Source organism: Pseudomonas sp. PAMC25584 (genome assembly GCF_058135675.1).
Window position 1 is genome coordinate 3,739,420 of the sequence record NZ_CM176870.1, and the last position, 16,328, is coordinate 3,755,747.

Below are 16,328 nucleotides of genomic sequence, written 5' to 3' on the forward strand. Positions count from 1 at the left end.
CTCTTGAATTCTCTGGACATTGCCCGGTACTCGGCCTTGATGACCTTGATCTCTTCCATGTCTCTAGGCCCTCAAATGCGGCAGGTCGTTCGCCGCCAGGTAATCGTTGCGCGCCTTAATTGCGTCCTTGATGTCCTTGAATCGGCCGAGATGTATTTGCTTTTTCTGCCACTGGACCTTTGCCGACCACTTGCCTCGATCCCAAGAAACCCCGACATGGCCGCTGGTGTTCTTATCGGTGAGGCGACGATTTGCCGCCTGGACGTTGTAGTCCGCGTACCGGCAGTTTCCTGGCTCGTACCCTTTGGAGGACTCGATGCGGTCAAGGGTCAGCTCATCGGTGTAGCCATTGGCTAGCGACCACTGCATGAATGGCTCGAAGCTCATCCACTCATCGCAGAGGGTGACGCCCTCGTACTTCTGCACCTCGGTGCCCCTTGGTTTCAGGCATCGCCTTTTCATGTTTGACCAGGTCACATGCAGCCGGCTGTTTCTGTTGTTGAACCCGTGGGTTGAACGCTTCTGACCGCCACGCTTGTTAGCGCAAGGGATGCAAAGCCCGGTCATGACCTTTGCCCGCTCAGTGCGCGTCTCAAACTCACCAAGGCAATCTCGGCACTGGAACACCCCGATAGATCGCCGTCCACCGGAGCGAATTTCGGTGAATTTCCGCAGAAGAATCACATCGCTGCACATGAGCCGAACTCCTCGTATCGTTTTTCAAGGCGCTTTGTCTTCTTCGTGAATACCGACTTCAAGCGCTTCAGATATGGGATTTCATGGCGAACCAGATCCTGATTGCGCTCCAGCCACGCCACCTTTTCGGCGCCGATCTTCTCGACCAGGCGAGGCCGGTAAACCATGATGTTTCCGCTCAGGTGGGCATTGCACTGAGAGCAGGACTTGTTCATGTTCCAGAGGTTGAAGCGCAGATGTGCGGCGGCGCCAACGCTGCGGAAGTGAGAGCAATGCCATTGGCCGCCCCAGGTCGCCGGCTTGTCGCAACTGATGCAGCCAAGGTGCGCGTCACGCAGACGGACATAGCGGTTTATGACTGCCTGGGCTTCCTTGGCGTAATCGCCGCGTCTTTTCAGGGCCTCCTTGCGGACCTTGATCTCGCGGCGCTCTACATCCGCCAGGGCCTTGCGAGCGCTTGCCTGCCCCCTCTCCGACTGACCGTGATCGATGGCGCACTCGATCTCACCGCACACAGCCTGCGAGCTTCTGGATGGCACGAACATCACCCGGCAGGACGGGCAGCGCTTGCGGCGTGGGCCGCCTGATGTGAGCGGGGTCTTTCGCTGTAGTGGGGTGCGCTTCATGCGTAGCTCCCAATCTGGTCGGCAGCGCTCAAGGCCGCCTCTTCGGTTTCAAAATGTGCAGACAGCACCAGGCGCCAGCAGGCGTTGAACACGTCGCGGTAAAGGGGCTCAAACGCCGTATCGTCCATTGACGCCCAACTGATCGACTTGGCCTCCTTGCGCACGCCGTCGGGCGTTCGCACCAGGTGGAAGTGACCGGCCTCGATCGTCACCCACTCGCGGAATGCCTCGCGGGACTTGTCCACGGCAGGAAAGCGCTCGGCCCTGGCCGACTCTAGGCCGGTAATGTACGCATCAACCGCATGCGACAACTGCCCAGGCTTTCCGCTCTGCGCCTCAAAGAACTTGGCCAACCCCTGGATACCGCGCAACTCCTGACGCGGCACCAGGCCGCCGACCGGCTCCCAGTACTCCCACGCCAGGTCCAGCATGGAGAAGAACTTGCCGTGGAACTTGGCGTTACGCATACGGGTGAACTTGCCATGGACGACCTGGCCCAGCTTCCATTTCTGGGTCAGCTCACGATCAGCCTCAGTGGCCGGCATTAAACCGTGGGCAGTGCGGATAAGGGCGAGTTCAGCCATTGTTCACCTCCGCCGTTTCTGCGATGAATGCCAGGCGCTCCAGGCGCTCGGATGCTTGACTGGCGAGGTTAGCGCCGTCGGCCTCATCTACCACCGGCATACACACAAAACGGATTCCGTGCCTAACCAGGGCGTTGGCCACCTCAAGGGATTGGCGCAGTTGGGCTGGGTTTGCACGCTTCATTGCGATATCCCCTTCAGCAGCTCCTGCAGCTGTTTCAGCTTGTTCACGGCCTCGGCATTGCTCTCGCGCTCAATCTCAACCGATAGCGCCACCTCTTCGATGCGAGTGGCGAGCGCTTTCATGCGCTTGCTGAAGTCGTCGGCCAGATTCACCACCTCACCGGAAAGGCTTGCCAGGACGTCCAGCGCGCCGGTCTCAGGCTTCTTGATCGAAACAGCGGATGTCTTGGCTACCTGGGTCACTGCCTGCTCCTTCTTAGGTTTTGGGGTTGCTGCGTCACGCTGAAACTTGCCACCGATCGGCTCGCGGATCAGGCCGGCTTCCTTGAGCTCGCCCAGGGCGCGACGAATTGCATAAGGCGATGCGCCGGTGGCCTTGGCCGTCGATACCGCACCGTGGATTTCATGGTTGCTCCAGCTCGTTTGGATCGGGACGTAGGCGAAGACCTTCTGTGCGATTGAAGACTGGCCCGCGAGGATCTGTTGCTGCCTGGATTCGTTCATTGCGCCGCCCTCTTCGCTTCCAGCTCCTGAGCCTGCTTGATCAGCATCGCCCGGCGATCAGCCAACTCATTGGCCGCATCAATTCGAATTTCATCCTTCCGCTTGGCCGTGGCCTTGCGCATTTCCAGCATCGAGTTCTTCACGATCTCGAGCTTTGCGCGAAGAGCCGGCTCTGGCCGGGCAACTGCACCTGTGAGCAGCCCGACGACAGCCCGGCCATCCTCGGTGATTGGCTCAATGCTCAGGTCTGCCAAGTACTTCTGGCCGTATTCGCGGGGGATACGCTGCATCTGCACTGCCCTGGTGACTGCCTGGATACGGCGGTTGGCGTCAAAGCCTACGGACACATGCCAGTTGACTGCCTTCGCATCCTCGCGGGCCTGGCCCACGAACCGCTCATACGCGCTGATGAAAGCCATGCGGGCACCTACCTTGTCGCCGGCATCGAGCACCGGCTTTGCAGCGGCCAAGGCCAACTGGATTTCGTCGGTCAGCACCACAGTTTCGAATTCGTCGTTGGTGGTCATGGCAATGGCCCAGGCCTCGTCCTTGCCTGGGCGGCCGTCGGAGGTCTGGACACGCTGCAGGATGTCAGCCATAGCCAGCTTGCCCTTCACTTCGAAGCGGCACGCCTTCAACGCGGCTTTGACGACAGGCACCGGGTAGGCACAGAGGTCTTCGGCCATCATCGCCGCAGTGCCTGGGTTCATTTCCTGACCCATGGCCTCGGCCGTCGCGCAGATGGCGGCGGCCAGTCCGGCAACCTGCTGATCATTCATTTCAGAGGTATTCATTTCGGTCACCTGCTTGGCGCTTGGCCAGAACCATCTGGGCGGCCTGCTCGGCTGCGGAGAGGTTTGCCTCAGTCCTTTCCATCTGGCGGGCGGTTGTTCCGTTGATGCGCTGCCCGGTGACCCACTGCGTGTGATAGCTCTCGGCGTTAGCCAGCAGTTCGTTGAGGCTGTGGCACTTGCGCAGGACGGCGGCATCACTGGTTTTCAGGAAGTGGGCTGCCACGTGGTGGGCGACGTCGGCGCCCAGTCTGTCGACGAGCAAAGCCATCTGCTTGCCAGTCTTGGCGTTCCACACCGGCCAGGCGTTGTAGCGTTTGCGGTAGGCCATGGCGTAGTTCGCCCAGACCTTGAAGGTTTTGCAGGTTTGGTCTTTAGGGCCTGGCATGTCGGCAGGGATCTCAACTCGTGGTTGCTGCGGAACGAATTGCACGACCTGCCCCGTCACGACCTTGGCGGTAGCCTGGGGCGTAATTGGTTCAATGACCGGTTCTATGACTGGTTCAAGAGAGTTACTGATTCTGGGTGCAGCTGCTGCACTACCCCCTGGTGCAGGAGATTCACTAGGGGGTGAACCTGCTGCATTACCCTGGTGAATCTGCTGCACTACCCCTGGTGCAGGAGGTACACCACCATCGAGGGTCAGGAAGTAGACGTTCGATGAGTTCCCCTTCGGGCCGCCCTTCCGAATTTCCTTACGCAACAGCCCTGCTTCACACAAGGCTGTAATGTGGTTCATGACAGAGCGCTTGCTGATCTCGCACTGATCGGCGATATGCTGATAAGACGGCCAGCACTCGCCTACGTCGCTCGCGTTGTCGGCCAGCTTGATCAGCACCAGTTTGCGCAATGGGTTGCCGACGCGAAGTTTCATCGCGGCGACCATGAGGGTCATGCTCATGTCGCACCTCCGGCGAAGGCGCGGAAATCAATCGTCTGCACGCCTTTCCAGCTATTGCAGGACATGCAAAGGGTTTGAAGGTTGCCCAAAGAGGCATCTCCGCCCTGGCTTTCAGGGGTGACGTGATCAGCCCTCAAACGCATCAGCACCGAGCAGCCACAGCGCAGGCAAGCGTGACCGTCGCGGGCGAACACTTGAGCGCGCAGACCGGAAGGTATTGGTTTCTTTTTCGTCCTGCGCCGAGTTGGGAGGACTGGAGGTTGGTAAGCAGTGACGTGGCCCATACGGTTCGGGTTCCACTCACAGCCTTTTTCGGTGAGTCGGAGTGCCTCAGGACGCAGCTCAATCAAACCGGCCTCTTCCAGGGCCTTCAGCATGCGGTAAGCGGTGTCCGGCTTGTCAGTGAGCAGCGGCAGCTCCTCGATGATCTTGGCCTTGCTGAGCGCAAAGAAGATACCGTTCTCGGTCTTTACTGGAGTCGTCCAGCTTGGGCATGAGTAGACGAAAGCGAACAAGAGCGCTTGCTGGGAGTTCAGACCCCACTCAAGCGACTTAACCTGGTTAATAGATAGCGTGAACTGCATGTCAGGCCTCCACCGCGCTAGCGATATCTGAGAGGCCTTGCAGCACTGGAAGAATGGCGGATAGCCGCGCCTGGATTGTGGCGTCCGCTTCGATCAAGTCAGAAAGAAACTGACCAGCAAAACTAGGCACACCAACCTCACTGCGCTCGACGTAGCGGCCTATCAGCTCCACCTGAGTGATTACGCTGAGGACGAGGTCAGATGCGCGAGCCTGCTCCTTAAGCGGCGCCTTGGCAGCCTTGGAGGCCTGCTGAATCGACTTCTTATCTCCGGCCGCAACAGATGCCTGCTGATCCTTTGGCAACACCAGCAGGGCTACGGCGCCAGATACCGAGGCGCGGCCCTCATCCATTGCCTGCACAAGTTCAGGGGCAGCCTCGTTAGCTACGCGCTTAGCCTGCTCATAGGTTTTGCCGTTGCCGAAACCAGCAGCCTTTGCTGCTATGTCTCGAGTCTGTCCCTGAGGGGTAAAGTCAGGAAATTTTTCCTTACTTTCATCTGATGGGCGGCCCATTCTGTCGCCGATTTCTCGCTCAATAGCCTCGCCAATAGCAACGCGCTCGGACGGGGTGAAGTCCTTGCGGAATTCATTCTCGGCCAGTTCGCCTTGCAAGATTGAATCGAGGTGAACGGTGCGGACCGGAATCTTCTTCCATCCGAGGGAAAGACACGCGCGCAGGCGCCGCTCACCGAAGACAAGGCGATACCCCGAGTCGATGCCGATTGGCTGCAAGAGCCCTATATCTGAAATACTTGCGGCCAGGCTTTCAATGTCGCCGAAGTCCTTGCGGAATCGATTCGCGACCTTGATCAGGGATGCCTGGCACTGAATGATTTGATCGGCCATTTTTTGACAGGGGACGGTTTCCCACCCCCATCCTATTTAGATGAAGGTCGGGAAGGTGTCGTCGACTCGCATAACGTTGGTCGCGTGCTTGATAGGCTTGCCACGCAGCTCTGCGTTCCAGGTGCGAATCAGGGCGGCAATGACTTGGCTGCGGTGGATCGGGCGACGATCAACCGAGGCGGCAAAGCAGCGATTGCGCAGATATAGAAGGTTGTCGTTGACCCCCTCAACGGCGCCCACCATGAAGCGCTCAAGGAATCGCTCAGCCAAGGGCTGGTTGCGCTGGCTTGCATAAAAATAAAACATTGCCGCGATGGAGCGCGGAACAGGAGATTGTCGAGGCAGGGTTTGGCCGTATTCGGCGGCAGCAATCAAGAGCGGGTTGCGTTTCACGAATTCAAGAACATCGGTCTTCTCAGCTTTGCCGGGGAAACCAAACTGCTCTTTCTCGTAATCAATGACCCAGGTGGTGGCGGTCGCCAGCATCTTGCAGGTTTCAACAGGTAGCCCCAACTGGACAAACAGCACATCCGACTTTTGGCGACCTTTCCCGCTATCGAGTACGTCGAAAATGCTTTCGTCAAAGCCTCGCATTACTACGCAAGTGACCGTGATACCGGACTGAAGAATGGCATGCAGGCGGTGCTGGCCATCCAGCAGGCTGCCGCCCTTTGAGAATCGGATGGGGTCGCCGGTCATCTTCCAGCCGCCATCCCGGATCGCTTTTTCCAGCTTCGCGACATGCGCCATGCTTGCCGCGCGATTTCCGGTGTTACGCTCAAGCCACGCACGAGCGATCTCAGGTGTCACCTGCTCGACGGTAATTGCCGGGCCGTTTACGTTGATGGCGTTTTGGGTTAAATTGCTCATGTAGATTGTCCTTTAGTTACGCAATGAGCCAGGCCACGAACCTGGCTTTTTTGTGCCTGGGATTCAGGCGATAGATTTCAGATTTGGTCGGGCGTCCTTGAGCAACTGCTCAGCCTTGCGCCCCAACTCCCCCGCCTTCGCTTCAACCTGACGACACTGCTTGGCGAACGCCGGCAAATGCGGCAGGTCCTGCTCGCACATCACCTGGTCGTCAAACACTTCGCTGCCGGTATCGATCACGTCGCCCAGGGCGCGGATCAGCGCGCCGAAACTTTTGTTCGCGCATTGATCGCTGGTCATCTGGCGAGCGCCGGTCAGGCCATGACGGCTCGCCAGCTCATTGATGCAGTGGTCGCGAAATTCAGGCTCAAGGGCGTTCACCCATGACTCTTCAAGCCAGGACGGCATTTCCTGATCGCCCGACAGCCAGCGCTGAACACGCTTGAGCCAGCGGCCGGTCGCCTTGATGAATTCACCTACGTCGTTTTGGCGGGCCAGTCCCTCAAAGTCAGGAACCTTTGCCAGCTCGATTTTCGAAGCGGGTACGGCCAGATAGATCTCGCGGCTCAGCGCCTGGGCGAAATCGTCTTGGCTCAGGCTGGTGCGCGCGATCTGGTTTGCAGCATGGGCGACCAGCACCTGATCACGGGTCTGTACGGTGTGTCTGGAACTGGACGTTTTCATGGGGACTGCTCTCTTCTAATCTGGCCTCAATGGAACGGCGCACAGGGATGTCGCTTAGGCGGCCATCTCGGCCCAGGGAAACGACGGACAAAGGGACTCTTTTTTGAAAGCACCTCCGGTCAACGCCTCCGCTCGCTTGGCAACCACTGGAGACATCCCGTGCTTTTCACGAACCCAACCGGAAACGGTGCTTTGATCAACCTTGAGCTTTTCAGCGGTGACCTCCTGAGTGCCGAAGAAGGCAACGAGGTCCTTATAAATAGTGTTCATGGTGCCCCTCCATACGGGAATACCCATATAGTAGATTATGGGAATACCGATTTGCAAGGATATGGGAGCACCCGTAATACTCGCCGAATGGAATTCAAAGACCGTTTAAAGACAGCGCGCCGACACGCCAAACTCAACCAGGGTGAGTTGGCTGCCAAAGCAGGCATCACGCAGACGTCGATTTCTGACCTCGAACGTGGAAAATCGAAAGCCACCGCGCACGTAGTGAAGATCGCCGACGCATGCGGAGTGAGCGCTAAATGGCTGTCCGATGAGATCGGGCCCATGCTATCGGCAGGTTCGACCGCGAGCTCTGGAGAGTCGAACATCTCCATTGCGGTCCAGCCCACCAAATCATTCCGCTACCCGGTAATTAGCTGGGTAGCCGCCGGCGCCTGGGCCGAGGCTGTAGAGCCCTACCCCGCCGGCTTCTCGGACAGCTATGAGTTTTCGGAGTACGACTCCAAAGGCACGGCGTTCTGGCTAAAGGTGAAAGGCGACTCGATGACGGCCCCTGCAGGCCAGAGCGTCACCGAGGGCACGCTGATCTTGGTCGACACCGAAGCCGAGGTCGCGCCAGGTAAGCTGGTCGTGGCCAAGCTGCCGGACAGCAATGAAGCGACATTCAAGAAACTCGTGAGCGACGGTGGCCGGCTGTTCCTGAAGCCACTGAACCCGAGCTATCCCATTGAGGCAGTCGACGAGAACTGCCGGATCGTGGGTGTGGTCGTACAGGCGCTGCAGAAATTTTATTGATCATCGCCGGAGCAGCTCCAAAATTATGGTGATGGCTCCACGCCAGATAGCTGATTCAACTGAGTAGGACTCGGGATGAACGAGGCAATCAAGCAGATTACCGAAACGCTAGACCAACAGATGGAGCTGAATTTTTTCATGGCCGGGAAGCTGATAGACCTGTCGCCTGCTGACGATCGAAAGCGACTGAAAAAAGAACTGCATACCAGGCTCAGCCTGCTTAGAGAGCGAACACTCGAAGCGACAATAGCCTTGGAAGACTTAGTAGGGCGGGGAAGCTCTCCGCAGGACTCGCTGCTGTCGAAGCTCGTCAAATCCTTCAGGCGAAGTGTATAGGAGGCTCCATGTCTCTCACCAAACTCAACCAGCAACTGCGCCGCGACCTCAAGGCCATCGCCTTCAACCTTGAGCAGTCCTGTATCGACCTGGGAAAGCTGGCGGAAAAGCTCAGCGATGCCGATGCCATAGCCCTGATGGGGCTGGTGGGCACGCTCTATGAGGAAGCCGACAGGTTGGTGGGTTATGCCGAGCAAGTGAAGAGCGGTCAAATAAAGCGGGTCGCGGAATAGCGCGGATGACTGCATGGCGAAATCAGAGCTTCTGGAGCAAGGTTGGGGTCATTGCTTGCCTGGCGTTGCTTATGGTGATTCCTGATGCTTCCGATGCGGTCGGGCTGGGCGGAAACCAATACGGCCGCAAGCGGGTGTTCAGCCCTGGCTTCCTCATGCTCTGCGTTTTCGTGGCCGTGTTTGAGCTGATAGCGCTGAACCATTTCTATGGTGTTCAAAAATGGGGTTAAATCGGAGTTCCTGTCGTAGAACAATAAGAGCCTATATTGCGAGCCGAAAAAAACCATCGAACTTAAACAAGCCACTAACTCTCATGGAACCGCCTCAAGGGCTAACAAGGAATATTTATGGTGTCCGCATTCAAGGCAAATGATTTTTCTGGAAACACTAAGATTACTGATGCCGGCATTCGAAACAACTTCAGCAAGTCTTTAGAGCCTTGGAGCCCGCTAGTCGAGCTAATCTGGAACGGTTTTGATGCGAATGCGGACAACATCTCAGTTACAACAAGAGACACCGGCCTGAATGCTACAGAGTCCATTACTGTTTTAGATGACGGCGCTGGAATCGACTTTACTCGCCCTGATGACAACTTCCTTAGATTCCGTGACTCACTAAAAAAGAAATCCCACGACGTGCACGGGGAAAAGGGCATAGGGCGACTCGCTTTTCATAGAATATGCAACAGGGCAATCTGGTACACGAAATTCAAAGATGAAAATGCAAGGATTGAGATAAGCAGCAGCTCTCTGAGCAGTGTGAAAGGCACAACAATTCCTGCAAGTGAGCAAAATGCACTTTTGGCAAATAGCACTTCCGGAACATGTGTTGAACTCTTAGAGTTCATCGGCTATTTCCCTAGCCAAGCCGCCCTAACCAATCAGCTTTCACTAGAGTTTGGGTGGTATCTTGCGTTGAACCCTAGCAAACAGCTTATTTTTAATGGCCACATTGTAACGCCACCAGAGCACTCATGTAGCGACACATCTTTCACAATCGAAGGCAGTGAGTTTAAATTAAGACTGATACATTGGCGAGATAAGCCGGCATCGGAGAGGTCGTATACATATTATAGAAGCAGCTCCGAAAATGTTATTTATCATGCGCCGAGCAGTCTTAACAAAAAGCCGAATTACCATACGACGCTATCGGTACTATCCTCTTGGTTTGACGAATTTTCAGAGGATGAAAACGGCCAGTCTTTAGATATGCGCAGTATGCAGCATTCTAAAGTATGGAAGGCTCTTCAAAAAGAGGTTGGCGCATTCGCCCAAGAGCACTATAAATCATATTTGGTTGGTCAGGCTGACGAACAGATCCAGAAGCTGATAGATGATGGTGATTTCCCAGACTATAGCGAGTTAGGAAAAAGTTACTCAGAGTGGCGCTTAGGGAACTTGAAGGGCATCCTCAGAATCATAATAATTTCAGAGCCAAGAATATTTAAGGATAGTAATAAAAGACAAAGGAAAATAATAATAAGGTTATTGGACAAAATATCTGTATCCAATGAAAATGACGCCATATTCGATGTGCTTGAGGGCATACTTGATTTAGACGAGGCGTCTATGCAGCTATTTTCCGATCAAATTAAAACCGCAAAATTGAATAATATTATTCAGACTATTGAAAAGCTTCAGAAGCGGGAAGCAGCAATCTCTCGCATATCCGAAATAATGCTTAATCATTATAACGAGACCCTTGAGACTCCAGATCTCCAAGGAGTTATAGAGGCTAACACCTGGCTGTTTGGAAATCAGTACGAAACTATCGGAGCTGAAGAAACCACTTTTACTGTCATTGCTGAAAATCTTCGCAACTCGATTGCAGGTATAAATGAAGTACTTGATGACGATGTCGACGACGGAGCTAATCTGTCAGGTGCCAATCGACAAGTAGATCTCTTCCTAGTCAGACGCAACATGCAGTATGACTCGTACAATAATCAACCGTACTTCAGATGCGTAATTATAGAAATAAAAAGACCAAGTATCGCTCTCAACAAAAAGCATCTTCGCCAGATTGATGACTATGCGGGAATTCTCGCAAAGCATCCGCAGTTCAATGGAATTCAAACTCGCTACGAGATTATACTGTTAGGTCGAAAGATATCCCCAAACGACTATGACATTTCCGAAAGGCTCGAGCAGGTTGCGGGACGAAATGATCCCGGCCTGGTAGGCGGCGGCCCCATCAAAAAATACGTGAAAACCTGGCAAACCATTATTGAAGAATTCCGAATTGCAAACGACTATCTTTTATCGACTCTTCAAACTCAGCGTGACACGCTTGAAAGCTCGAAAGAAGATCTTTTGAAGCATCTGCATTCGCCAACTCACTAAAGATTACGCCCGGCCCAGCGCCGGGCTTCTTGTATCTGCCCTTCCCTTCAGCAATCTGGCGATCGGCGGCCATTACTACGCATTCTCATGGGTTAAACTTGGGTTGAGATATGGAGGGAATACCAATGGAAAAGTCGAAAACCGCAGAAGAGATTCGAACGCTTCTGCTGTCCCAGCGTCCCGACCTGAGAGATGAGCTTGCGAAGATTTCCGACCTTGAGGTGCTGCAGCTCACGGCATGCGCCTACAAAAGCGCGATTGATATCAAGGAAGCCGAACTGATTGAGGTAGAAGCTCGCCTGGACGACGCCGCAAGGGCTCTATTTTCTCCTGTACCCCACTGACTTCATTAAGGCCATGCAATTGGACGGGCTTCTTGTACTGCCCCCCGATCAGAACTCTACTCTGCTAAGGTGGCGCACTCTGAATGCAATGGAAGCTTCGAAGAATGGACTCATGGAAGACACTGGCGATCGCCCTACTGGCATCTGTCAGCACTCAGGCCGTATCAGGTGATGGCGCCAACCCTATCGCTGCCGCGATATTTCTCACAATTTCCGCGCCAACCATTTTAATTGGGGCGACCACATCCCTCACGACCGAGCCGCCTGAGATTTTCAAGTCAGCCAAGACTGACGCTCTGGCCTTCATCGGTTCGGACGGGGAGATTCGCGGCGCGGAGTTTGAGCAGGCGTCCAGATACTACCAGTCGACCTATCCTTCTCCGCTCATGTCAGACATGCAACTGGCCCAGTCGATAGCTACATCATTCTGAAAGCGACCTTCAAGCCAGCCACCACACCATACCTTTCGTTTCGGCGACATCCTTTTCACCTGGCTTTTACAGGACAGAGTGCAAAGTCGCCCTACTCCTTTGAAGAATTCCCTTTAGGTCCGCCCACAAGCGGGCTTTTTTTTGCCTGCTGCTACGCTTTCCATGCCCTCTATGGAGACAGAGCCATGCCTTCCCCCGAATACTCCCTCACCGACACCCTTGAAAGAATCTACGAGAACCAGCTCGCCCTTGAGGCTGCGCTGATGGAGTTGACGTTGCTCGTCGAAAGCCAAGGCCATGCGGATGCAGGCCAGAACGTCCGAGGCGCCCTGGAGGCGATCGGGGAGAACGCCGGGCATATCAAGCAGGGCCTGGCCAGACTGAAGGCGCAGGAGCCGGATTGACCACTCTACCCCGGCCCGCCCATACATTGTGCAGTGCTGCAAAGCAATGCTCCGGCGTGCTGCACAAGCCTTCTCCACTCATCACTTGTGATGAGGTCGGCTCGCTCCATGGCGTCAGCCCGCCTCAGCAATTCGAAGTATTTAACCTCTGCGTCCATTCGACTTCCAGCCAGTGCAGAAAGCTCGCGCCAGCCTGTGAGGGCCAGGCCCCGCTGTGCCTCTCTCATTGATAGCCCCTAATGATCATATACGGGAGTATGGGCCAGGTTGCAGGGGTCGTTCAGTATGATGGAACGATGGGCGACCAATGGTGGCTGTACGCCTCTATCTGCAAAATGGCACGATGGAGTTCCCGCATCAAAAGTGATGGAGAGTCGCGGATGTTCAGTCACATCACCGTTGGAACAAACGATCTTGATCAGGCTGCCGCGTTTTATGACGCCATATTGATCCCTCTTGGGCTATGCCGCCGGGTTGTAACCCCCGATGGAGGGCCTGCCTCCGCATGCTGGGTTAACCCCAACAGGCCCTTGCCTCGCTTTTATGTTTACTGCCCTTACGATCTCAAAGAGGCCGAGGCGGGAAATGGCAGCATGGTGGCTTTTTCCGCGCCACATGCAGACGCTGTGGATGAAGCCTACGCCGCAGGCCTTAGCAATGGCGGTGTTGATACAGGCTCACCAGGGCCACGCCCGCACTATGGGGACGGCTACTATGGCGCTTACCTGCGTGACCCGGACGGTAATAAAGTGCACATAGTCCATCGTGGCGATTTGCACTTGCCCGGGTAGATGCGACTCTCGGTGTTTGCTTGAAGCCCGGCCCAGCGCCGGGCTTCTTGTGTCTGCCCTTCGTCGTGCCACCATTGAGCTGGCAATCCGCGTGATTGCAAACTGGCAGCGCTGAGGGATCAGCGCCCCAAGTATTACAGAGAGCCCGCCTCGTGCGGGTTTTCTGCTTTAGCGACATCCTTTTCACCTGACATTTACAGGACAGAGCGCAAAGTTGCCCTACTCATTTGAAGAATTCCCTTTAGGTCCGCCCACAAGCGGGCTTTTTTTGTCCGTAATTTGGCTTTCGTTATCGCGGGCCGATTGGAGCTAGATCGCCTCAACCTTTCTACATTGAGAAATCTCGGGCAATGCCTGATTGGCAGAGACTTTATTGAGCTGCCACTTCAGCTCAACCGCAACAGCATTGAATCGTTTTGCCTGCACTCTCGTACTGCTGGATGTGAGGCTGACGTAGGAGGCATCTGAGCTTTTGACGTCGACTACAGTGGTCGTGGTGCCGCCCTCAAGATCGGAGTTCCCCAATATTCCAGCTTTCCATTTCTGAGTAATCGTGTGCTCGCCAGGTGCAACTGGCACAGCTACGTAACCACCGTTCTCCAGAGAAGCTATCTGCTTTCCATCCAAAGAAATCAAGGCGGACATTAGGCCCATATCGTAGTTACTGGGCCTGTACACGTAGATCACGCCGTGTTGAGAATCCAAGTTTTCGAGTGGTGTGAATTTTGGTCCCGTCATCGTGCAGGAGCCGACAAGCCCAAATAAGACAAATGCTGAGATCTTCCATACCCGAGTCATAACTGCTCCATTCTGATTAAGTGCTTCATGATCAACACCGCCAGACCGTCAATCAAACCCTTTGTGCTGATTTTTCACGCACCCACTCCTGCCGCCCTCTCCTCCAATGGTGGCTGTACGCCACGAATGGTAAAGTGCGGGCTCAATTACGGGAGGGATCCAATGAAAGGATTTGGGACGTTCGCGCTGATCGTCGGCGTCTGCTGGCTGATCTTCGCGCTGAGCATGGATGTGTCCGTGTCGACTGGCGCCGGCGGCCGGGTGAACAACTTGGGTCTCATTGCGGACCGCCAGATGCACACTATTGTCGGCGGCATGATCGCGCTCGCTGGGTTGCTTATGGTGCTGCTCGGCGGCAAATCCTATGCACTGCAAGCCGCGACTGAGACAGATACTCGACCCTGCCCGCTCTGTGCTGAGACCATCAAAAAAGCCGCTATCAAGTGCAAGCATTGCGGTGGTGACGTGCTGCCATCGCCATCTGCACAAGCACCTTTGACATCAGGATGGACTGTACGAGTGGAGTGCGAGCCGTGGGCGCACGCAGAGGCGACCCGGTCAGTAAAGCGCCTGGGCCTCCCTACCACGAAAGGGTCAGCGAAATTTGTGGCGGTCGGACCCTTCGGCTCAGAATCCGAAGCATCAGATGCGCGCGATAATATCCGCTCGGTGAGCGACCTAATCGGAGAGATTCATATCGTAGCCCCGGACGCGTAGCGCTCCAGTTGAGTTCAAGCCCGCCGAGAGCGGGCTTTTTCATACCCCAAGCAAAGCGTCTGTGCGAATTATTTACACGCACCCTAAAGGCAATTCAATTCTTCCTTGCCATTATCTGGCGGCACAAATACTGTATATACATACAGTTACAGTAAGGAATGCCACATGTCTCACCCTGCTTTTTCTACCTCGCAAATGACCTCTTCCTACGAAGCCACAGGTCGGCGCCTGCAAGCGCTGATTGCCGCGCCAGGTGTTCAAAAGGTGCAAGCAGTGACGGTGGCGAGACTGGATCACGAAAGCCCTGAGGACTGGAAGCGACTGCTTGATGAGATCAGTGAAACCGCCGGTGTACGGATTGAGCACTTGGAAGGTGGCGTAGTCAGGATCGGTTGGCACGAGTACTTCGACGCGTAAATGAGCCCGCCACTGAGCGGGTTTTTTATCGCCTCCTATAAAAAATATGGGAATACCCATTGACGACAAATATGGGATTACCTATATTTACATCCATCGAGACGCCACCGCGAATCGCCATAGCCAAAAGCTCGCCGCTCTTTAGCGACACCCCTTGCCGGATCACCACCGGCCCAGATTCAAAGGCAGCGATGAACCGGCCTAAACGGTTCAGAGGGTTGGCAACTGACCCGGGCGTGCAGCGTAAAGCGCCAAGAACAGTTATCCAGCGGGAGAACAAGCCGAAAGGCCCGCGGCTGGAAGAACATTTGAGTCAAACCAGTGACCGACGCCAGTAGCGGGTCACGGCCAGCTCCAAAAGATTTGAATTAGCGATCCCGATAGCCTCGGCTGGGAACGCCGGACCTCATGCACCCTGCCCCACTCAGCCGGGCACTCAGAGCTGTAGCGTGCATGTTGTAGGGACCTGAGATCCATGGCGAACAGATGCTGTTTGACGCCGTGAGGAGGAAGCTCGCCGCCCACCCACGAAGACGACCGGCCAGCCCTGCAATCAGCAGCGGGCAACGGGCCACACCGCTGACGCAACAAACCCAGGCTGTCGCCAGTAGCGGGCCTGGGATCCACAGATTTACTGATGCCGCTTCGATGAGGCGGCATTGGAAATCAACGGAGGAATGAGCGATGCACCTGAAAGACCAAGGGTTCAAGTTCTGCATCAGCCCGGACAAGCAGCGAGGCCGCTGGCTTCACCCGGTCGAGATAAAGCAGGGGCACCAAGACTGGATCGATGTGACCGAATGGCCGAGCGAAAAGATGGTGGCTTTTTTGATGCCGAAACCGGCCCAGCAAGAGCTGTTCGCGGCATGACGCTTTCACTGGCAGGCCCTCGCAAAAGGGCCTGACGGGAAATCAACCCGGAGCAAGACCATGACCAGAACCGAATACGAAGACATTGAAGGCTACGCGGTGGCAGCAATCGTTGGCCTTCTCGCCAGCAAAGATGAACGTCCAGCGGAAACAATTTCCGCCCAGGCTTTCGGCTTGGCAAAGGCTTTTCAGGCGGAGAAGTTGAAGCAGCTCGGTGAAAAACCGGGTTACGAAGGCTGAACAACCAGCGCCACGACAGCCTGTCGTTAACTGCCCGGTCACCTGCGCGCCGAAGCGCAGGCTGTATCGGATATCGCTCGGCCCTCTGTCGTGATAGCAGGGTGCCCAC

Annotated in this window: 26 protein-coding genes and 1 pseudogene; 13 read left to right on the top strand and 14 right to left on the bottom strand. The window is 55.4% G+C overall.

The genetic code is table 11. The features are described 5' to 3' along the window. Positions 1 to 63 precede the first annotated feature (63 nt). The 13 genes and pseudogenes from ACS5Q8_RS17105 to ACS5Q8_RS17165 all read right to left on the bottom strand — a co-directional run bounded on the left by ACS5Q8_RS17105 (position 64) and on the right by ACS5Q8_RS17165 (position 7,540). A complete protein-coding gene (locus ACS5Q8_RS17105; RefSeq protein WP_465159202.1) occupies positions 64 to 696 on the bottom strand; it encodes a hypothetical protein in 633 nt (210 codons plus the stop codon). Next, positions 681 to 1,322: a recombination protein NinG gene (locus ACS5Q8_RS17110; RefSeq protein WP_465159203.1), complete on the bottom strand. Its 642-nt coding sequence runs from the start codon at positions 1,320 to 1,322 to the stop codon at positions 681 to 683. Before ACS5Q8_RS17110 ends, ACS5Q8_RS17105 begins: the two co-directional genes overlap by 16 nt. Next, on the bottom strand, positions 1,319 to 1,906 hold the full coding sequence (locus ACS5Q8_RS17115; protein WP_465159204.1) for a DUF1367 family protein: 588 nt from the start codon (positions 1,904 to 1,906) through the stop codon (positions 1,319 to 1,321). Before ACS5Q8_RS17115 ends, ACS5Q8_RS17110 begins: the two co-directional genes overlap by 4 nt. After that, positions 1,899 to 2,090: a DUF1382 family protein gene (locus ACS5Q8_RS17120; RefSeq protein ID WP_465159205.1), complete on the bottom strand. Its 192-nt coding sequence runs from the start codon at positions 2,088 to 2,090 to the stop codon at positions 1,899 to 1,901. Before ACS5Q8_RS17120 ends, ACS5Q8_RS17115 begins: the two co-directional genes overlap by 8 nt. Continuing rightward, complete coding sequence (locus ACS5Q8_RS17125) at positions 2,087 to 2,593, bottom strand: hypothetical protein (RefSeq protein ID WP_465159206.1); 507 nt, start codon at positions 2,591 to 2,593, stop codon at positions 2,087 to 2,089. The genes ACS5Q8_RS17120 and ACS5Q8_RS17125 overlap by 4 nt, the downstream gene beginning before the upstream one ends. After that, positions 2,590 to 3,387, bottom strand: a complete 798-nt coding sequence (locus ACS5Q8_RS17130; protein WP_465159207.1) for a hypothetical protein — start codon at positions 3,385 to 3,387, stop codon at positions 2,590 to 2,592. Before ACS5Q8_RS17130 ends, ACS5Q8_RS17125 begins: the two co-directional genes overlap by 4 nt. Further along, on the bottom strand, positions 3,374 to 4,285 hold the full coding sequence (locus ACS5Q8_RS17135) for a helix-turn-helix domain-containing protein (protein WP_465159208.1): 912 nt from the start codon (positions 4,283 to 4,285) through the stop codon (positions 3,374 to 3,376). The genes ACS5Q8_RS17130 and ACS5Q8_RS17135 overlap by 14 nt, the downstream gene beginning before the upstream one ends. After that, positions 4,282 to 4,569 carry an HNH endonuclease gene (locus ACS5Q8_RS17140; RefSeq protein WP_465160366.1) on the bottom strand — a complete coding sequence of 96 codons (288 nt, stop codon included), beginning with the start codon at positions 4,567 to 4,569 and terminating at the stop codon, positions 4,282 to 4,284. Before ACS5Q8_RS17140 ends, ACS5Q8_RS17135 begins: the two co-directional genes overlap by 4 nt. A 9-nt stretch (positions 4,570 to 4,578) precedes the next feature. Next, positions 4,579 to 4,869: pseudogene (locus ACS5Q8_RS17145) on the bottom strand (phage replication protein); the annotation flags it as partial. A 1-nt stretch (position 4,870) separates the two neighbouring features. After that, positions 4,871 to 5,716, bottom strand: a complete 846-nt coding sequence (locus ACS5Q8_RS17150) for a ParB/RepB/Spo0J family partition protein (RefSeq protein WP_465159209.1) — start codon at positions 5,714 to 5,716, stop codon at positions 4,871 to 4,873. A 36-nt stretch (positions 5,717 to 5,752) separates the two neighbouring features. Then, entirely contained in the window at positions 5,753 to 6,586 is an 834-nt protein-coding gene (locus tag ACS5Q8_RS17155; protein ID WP_465159210.1) for a hypothetical protein, read from the bottom strand. A gap of 63 nt (positions 6,587 to 6,649) precedes the next feature. Further along, a complete protein-coding gene (locus tag ACS5Q8_RS17160; protein WP_465159211.1) occupies positions 6,650 to 7,270 on the bottom strand; it encodes a DUF8585 domain-containing protein in 621 nt (206 codons plus the stop codon). A 54-nt stretch (positions 7,271 to 7,324) separates the two neighbouring features. After that, a complete protein-coding gene (locus ACS5Q8_RS17165; RefSeq protein WP_003218319.1) occupies positions 7,325 to 7,540 on the bottom strand; it encodes a helix-turn-helix domain-containing protein in 216 nt (71 codons plus the stop codon). An 87-nt stretch (positions 7,541 to 7,627) separates the two neighbouring features. Between ACS5Q8_RS17165 and ACS5Q8_RS17170 the strand changes: the two genes are divergently transcribed. From ACS5Q8_RS17170 to ACS5Q8_RS17210, 9 genes are all read left to right on the top strand, one after another. After that, positions 7,628 to 8,296: a LexA family protein gene (locus ACS5Q8_RS17170; RefSeq protein ID WP_465159212.1), complete on the top strand. Its 669-nt coding sequence runs from the start codon at positions 7,628 to 7,630 to the stop codon at positions 8,294 to 8,296. Between the two features lie 75 nt (positions 8,297 to 8,371). Further along, positions 8,372 to 8,632, top strand: a complete 261-nt coding sequence (locus ACS5Q8_RS17175; RefSeq protein ID WP_247395612.1) for a hypothetical protein — start codon at positions 8,372 to 8,374, stop codon at positions 8,630 to 8,632. A gap of 8 nt (positions 8,633 to 8,640) precedes the next feature. After that, a complete protein-coding gene (locus ACS5Q8_RS17180) occupies positions 8,641 to 8,865 on the top strand; it encodes a hypothetical protein (protein WP_465159213.1) in 225 nt (74 codons plus the stop codon). Between the two features lie 5 nt (positions 8,866 to 8,870). Then, the gene (locus ACS5Q8_RS17185; protein ID WP_465159214.1) at positions 8,871 to 9,095 is read left to right on the top strand and encodes a hypothetical protein; all 225 of its coding nucleotides are present in this window, start codon (positions 8,871 to 8,873) and stop codon (positions 9,093 to 9,095) included. Between the two features lie 120 nt (positions 9,096 to 9,215). Then, a complete protein-coding gene (locus ACS5Q8_RS17190; RefSeq protein ID WP_465159215.1) occupies positions 9,216 to 11,207 on the top strand; it encodes an ATP-binding protein in 1,992 nt (663 codons plus the stop codon). Positions 11,208 to 11,332: 125 nt separating this feature from the next. Next, entirely contained in the window at positions 11,333 to 11,551 is a 219-nt protein-coding gene (locus tag ACS5Q8_RS17195) for a hypothetical protein (protein ID WP_247395624.1), read from the top strand. 104 nt (positions 11,552 to 11,655) lie between these two features. Further along, on the top strand, positions 11,656 to 11,982 hold the full coding sequence (locus tag ACS5Q8_RS17200; RefSeq protein ID WP_275958705.1) for a DUF2388 domain-containing protein: 327 nt from the start codon (positions 11,656 to 11,658) through the stop codon (positions 11,980 to 11,982). A gap of 185 nt (positions 11,983 to 12,167) precedes the next feature. Beyond that, positions 12,168 to 12,386 (top strand): hypothetical protein, encoded by a 219-nt coding sequence (locus ACS5Q8_RS17205; RefSeq protein ID WP_465159216.1) that lies wholly within the window; start codon positions 12,168 to 12,170, stop codon positions 12,384 to 12,386. A gap of 380 nt (positions 12,387 to 12,766) precedes the next feature. After that, the gene (locus tag ACS5Q8_RS17210; RefSeq protein ID WP_425262804.1) at positions 12,767 to 13,177 is read left to right on the top strand and encodes a VOC family protein; all 411 of its coding nucleotides are present in this window, start codon (positions 12,767 to 12,769) and stop codon (positions 13,175 to 13,177) included. 309 nt (positions 13,178 to 13,486) lie between these two features. On the opposite strand, the gene ACS5Q8_RS17215 is transcribed toward ACS5Q8_RS17210, so the two are convergent. Next, complete coding sequence (locus ACS5Q8_RS17215; protein ID WP_465159217.1) at positions 13,487 to 13,975, bottom strand: DUF2846 domain-containing protein; 489 nt, start codon at positions 13,973 to 13,975, stop codon at positions 13,487 to 13,489. A 27-nt stretch (positions 13,976 to 14,002) separates the two neighbouring features. Here ACS5Q8_RS17215 and ACS5Q8_RS17220 point away from each other — a divergent pair, with 27 nt between their 5' ends. From ACS5Q8_RS17220 to ACS5Q8_RS17235, 4 genes are all read left to right on the top strand, one after another. Further along, positions 14,003 to 14,692: a hypothetical protein gene (locus tag ACS5Q8_RS17220; protein ID WP_465159218.1), complete on the top strand. Its 690-nt coding sequence runs from the start codon at positions 14,003 to 14,005 to the stop codon at positions 14,690 to 14,692. A gap of 165 nt (positions 14,693 to 14,857) precedes the next feature. Next, a complete protein-coding gene (locus ACS5Q8_RS17225) occupies positions 14,858 to 15,109 on the top strand; it encodes a DUF1654 domain-containing protein (RefSeq protein ID WP_465159219.1) in 252 nt (83 codons plus the stop codon). Between the two features lie 684 nt (positions 15,110 to 15,793). Beyond that, complete coding sequence (locus ACS5Q8_RS17230; RefSeq protein ID WP_465159220.1) at positions 15,794 to 15,979, top strand: hypothetical protein; 186 nt, start codon at positions 15,794 to 15,796, stop codon at positions 15,977 to 15,979. A gap of 60 nt (positions 15,980 to 16,039) precedes the next feature. After that, on the top strand, positions 16,040 to 16,219 hold the full coding sequence (locus ACS5Q8_RS17235) for a hypothetical protein (RefSeq protein ID WP_465159221.1): 180 nt from the start codon (positions 16,040 to 16,042) through the stop codon (positions 16,217 to 16,219). Positions 16,220 to 16,328: the final 109 nt, after the last annotated feature.

What these genes read in the sequence shown, in the direction of transcription:
- ACS5Q8_RS17105 (WP_465159202.1), bottom strand. Translation starts at nt 696, where the DNA reads ATGTGCAGCGATGTGATTCTTCTGCGGAAATTCACCGAAATTCGCTCC.
- ACS5Q8_RS17110 (WP_465159203.1), bottom strand. Translation starts at nt 1,322, where the DNA reads ATGAAGCGCACCCCACTACAGCGAAAGACCCCGCTCACATCAGGCGGC.
- ACS5Q8_RS17115 (WP_465159204.1), bottom strand. Translation starts at nt 1,906, where the DNA reads ATGGCTGAACTCGCCCTTATCCGCACTGCCCACGGTTTAATGCCGGCC.
- ACS5Q8_RS17120 (WP_465159205.1), bottom strand. Translation starts at nt 2,090, where the DNA reads ATGAAGCGTGCAAACCCAGCCCAACTGCGCCAATCCCTTGAGGTGGCC.
- ACS5Q8_RS17125 (WP_465159206.1), bottom strand. Translation starts at nt 2,593, where the DNA reads ATGAACGAATCCAGGCAGCAACAGATCCTCGCGGGCCAGTCTTCAATC.
- ACS5Q8_RS17130 (WP_465159207.1), bottom strand. Translation starts at nt 3,387, where the DNA reads ATGAATACCTCTGAAATGAATGATCAGCAGGTTGCCGGACTGGCCGCC.
- ACS5Q8_RS17135 (WP_465159208.1), bottom strand. Translation starts at nt 4,285, where the DNA reads ATGAGCATGACCCTCATGGTCGCCGCGATGAAACTTCGCGTCGGCAAC.
- ACS5Q8_RS17140 (WP_465160366.1), bottom strand. Translation starts at nt 4,569, where the DNA reads ATGGGCCACGTCACTGCTTACCAACCTCCAGTCCTCCCAACTCGGCGC.
- ACS5Q8_RS17150 (WP_465159209.1), bottom strand. Translation starts at nt 5,716, where the DNA reads ATGGCCGATCAAATCATTCAGTGCCAGGCATCCCTGATCAAGGTCGCG.
- ACS5Q8_RS17155 (WP_465159210.1), bottom strand. Translation starts at nt 6,586, where the DNA reads ATGAGCAATTTAACCCAAAACGCCATCAACGTAAACGGCCCGGCAATT.
- ACS5Q8_RS17160 (WP_465159211.1), bottom strand. Translation starts at nt 7,270, where the DNA reads ATGAAAACGTCCAGTTCCAGACACACCGTACAGACCCGTGATCAGGTG.
- ACS5Q8_RS17165 (WP_003218319.1), bottom strand. Translation starts at nt 7,540, where the DNA reads ATGAACACTATTTATAAGGACCTCGTTGCCTTCTTCGGCACTCAGGAG.
- ACS5Q8_RS17170 (WP_465159212.1), top strand. Translation starts at nt 7,628, where the DNA reads ATGGAATTCAAAGACCGTTTAAAGACAGCGCGCCGACACGCCAAACTC.
- ACS5Q8_RS17175 (WP_247395612.1), top strand. Translation starts at nt 8,372, where the DNA reads ATGAACGAGGCAATCAAGCAGATTACCGAAACGCTAGACCAACAGATG.
- ACS5Q8_RS17180 (WP_465159213.1), top strand. Translation starts at nt 8,641, where the DNA reads ATGTCTCTCACCAAACTCAACCAGCAACTGCGCCGCGACCTCAAGGCC.
- ACS5Q8_RS17185 (WP_465159214.1), top strand. Translation starts at nt 8,871, where the DNA reads ATGACTGCATGGCGAAATCAGAGCTTCTGGAGCAAGGTTGGGGTCATT.
- ACS5Q8_RS17195 (WP_247395624.1), top strand. Translation starts at nt 11,333, where the DNA reads ATGGAAAAGTCGAAAACCGCAGAAGAGATTCGAACGCTTCTGCTGTCC.
- ACS5Q8_RS17200 (WP_275958705.1), top strand. Translation starts at nt 11,656, where the DNA reads ATGGACTCATGGAAGACACTGGCGATCGCCCTACTGGCATCTGTCAGC.
- ACS5Q8_RS17205 (WP_465159216.1), top strand. Translation starts at nt 12,168, where the DNA reads ATGCCTTCCCCCGAATACTCCCTCACCGACACCCTTGAAAGAATCTAC.
- ACS5Q8_RS17210 (WP_425262804.1), top strand. Translation starts at nt 12,767, where the DNA reads ATGTTCAGTCACATCACCGTTGGAACAAACGATCTTGATCAGGCTGCC.
- ACS5Q8_RS17215 (WP_465159217.1), bottom strand. Translation starts at nt 13,975, where the DNA reads ATGACTCGGGTATGGAAGATCTCAGCATTTGTCTTATTTGGGCTTGTC.
- ACS5Q8_RS17220 (WP_465159218.1), top strand. Translation starts at nt 14,003, where the DNA reads ATGATCAACACCGCCAGACCGTCAATCAAACCCTTTGTGCTGATTTTT.
- ACS5Q8_RS17225 (WP_465159219.1), top strand. Translation starts at nt 14,858, where the DNA reads ATGTCTCACCCTGCTTTTTCTACCTCGCAAATGACCTCTTCCTACGAA.
- ACS5Q8_RS17230 (WP_465159220.1), top strand. Translation starts at nt 15,794, where the DNA reads ATGCACCTGAAAGACCAAGGGTTCAAGTTCTGCATCAGCCCGGACAAG.
- ACS5Q8_RS17235 (WP_465159221.1), top strand. Translation starts at nt 16,040, where the DNA reads ATGACCAGAACCGAATACGAAGACATTGAAGGCTACGCGGTGGCAGCA.